We start from the raw sequence: 1,664 nt of genomic DNA, 5'->3' as shown, positions 1-1,664 counted from the left end.
AGAAGCCGTATCTCAACCGATCATGGAACGTGCAGGTCGAACAGGTTTCCCGCCGGGGTGATCTTCCCGGTGTACGCGCATGAAGGCAGGGCCCCCTGGTAGCTCGGGGGTGCGACCCCATTCCGAGCGGTTCCCGGAGGCCCTGTTGTCGTTGTTGTACGCGCCCGAGCCCGTTGACTTCAACTCGCCCGCCGTGTCGTGCGATTGCCTCGCGCACGTGTACGGCAACGCGGCCGACCATCCCGAACGGGTGCGCCGGTATCCGTCGGACATGACGGACGCGGAGTGGGCGGCCATCCGACCGCTGCTGCCGGTGCCGGCCTGGCTCCAGGGGCGGGGCGGACAGCCCGAGGGCTACTGCCACCGGCAGATGTTGGACGCGATCCGCTATCTGGTCGCGGGCGGGATCTCGTGGCGGGCGATGCCCGCGGACTTCCCCGATTGGGGCCGGGTTTACGCCTTCTTCCGCCGCTGGCGCGAGCACGGGCTGATCGCCGAGTTCCACGACCGGCTGCGCGGACGGGTAAGGGAGCGCGAAGGCCGAGAGGCCGAGCCCACGGCCGGGATCATCGACGCGCAGTCGGTACGGGCCGCCGCGACGGTGCCAGCCTCCTCACGCGGCTACGACGGCGGGAAGAAAGTGCCCGGGCGTAAGCGGCACATCGTGACCGACAGCCTCGGCTTGCTCCTGGTCGTCGCGGTCACCGCCGCGAACATCGGCGACCGCGACGCCGCGACGGGCCTGCTGACCCGGCTGCGCCGCCTGCACCGCGACATCACCCTCGTCTGGGCCGACGGCGGCTACACCGGCTCCATCGTCGACTGGTGCCGTCAGAAACTCGCGCTGACCTTGGAGATCGTCAAACGCACCGACGACATGCAGGGGTTCGTGATCCTGCCCAGACGCTGGGTGGCAGAGCGCACGTTCGCGTGGCTGATGAACTCCCGCCGCCTGGCGAGGGATTACGAAACACTGTCCGCTACCAGCGAGGCGATGATCCGGTGGTCGATGGTCACGCGGATGGGCCGGCGTCTGGCACGGGCCGTCGGCCGGCGCTGAACATGCCCGACGTCTCCTGCAGCAGCCACCCGCGCTCCGCCAGGCGCCTGGCCTTCGAGCGCACCCCCTCGACCTTCGCCGGCGTCGTCTGAAGGCCCAGCCCCACCGCGATCTCCTTGGCCTTGAGCGGCCCTTGGCCCGCCGAGGACCGCTCCTCCACCACACCCAGAATCCGCTGGTAGTCCGAGGTCAGCACCGTCACCGGGAGCCCGTCTCGCCACGGCGGCACCGTCGAGCCCGGCACCGGTGCAGGCGAGGGCGCTGTTGCCTGCTCGGCCTCGGTCCGGGGTTCGGTCACCGCAGTCGTCTCGGCCGCGGAGGCGGCCAACGCCTCGACCAGCTCCTCCCGCGCGATCACCCGCCGGTCCAGCTCGATCTCCGCGGCCTCCAACGCCTCAGCCAGCCGCGCGGCTTCCTCCCGCAGGCCCTCCACCCGCACACGGGCAGCCGTCTCCCGCTCCTCCAGCATTCCCAGCACCGACGCCACCGCGCACCCCTCGGCCATCAAGCGGACACAAGACGCCCCATGCCTCCCTCACCCCGAACGAGACCATGCATGACCAGCAGAAATCAAGGGATCACATTCGGTTGAGATACGGCTTCT

At 69.9% G+C, this 1,664-nt stretch carries 2 protein-coding genes; one reads left to right on the top strand and one right to left on the bottom strand.

Translation table 11 applies throughout. The features are described 5' to 3' along the window. Positions 1–109: 109 nt before the first annotated feature. Positions 110–1,060: an IS5 family transposase gene (locus ACZ4EG_RS46605; protein ID WP_467795060.1), complete on the top strand. Its 951-nt coding sequence runs from the start codon at positions 110–112 to the stop codon at positions 1,058–1,060. Here the strand turns inward: ACZ4EG_RS46605 and ACZ4EG_RS46600 are convergent. Beyond that, positions 1,014–1,565 carry a hypothetical protein gene (locus ACZ4EG_RS46600; protein WP_453562358.1) on the bottom strand — a complete coding sequence of 184 codons (552 nt, stop codon included), beginning with the start codon at positions 1,563–1,565 and terminating at the stop codon, positions 1,014–1,016. The genes ACZ4EG_RS46605 and ACZ4EG_RS46600 overlap by 47 nt on opposite strands. Between the last annotated feature and the right edge of the window lie 99 nt (positions 1,566–1,664).

The sequence above is a fragment of the Streptomyces sp. NPDC025638 genome (genome assembly GCF_055558775.1).
The sequence above is the reverse complement of the archived record's forward strand: the minus strand, read 5'-3'. Positions and strand labels throughout refer to the sequence as shown.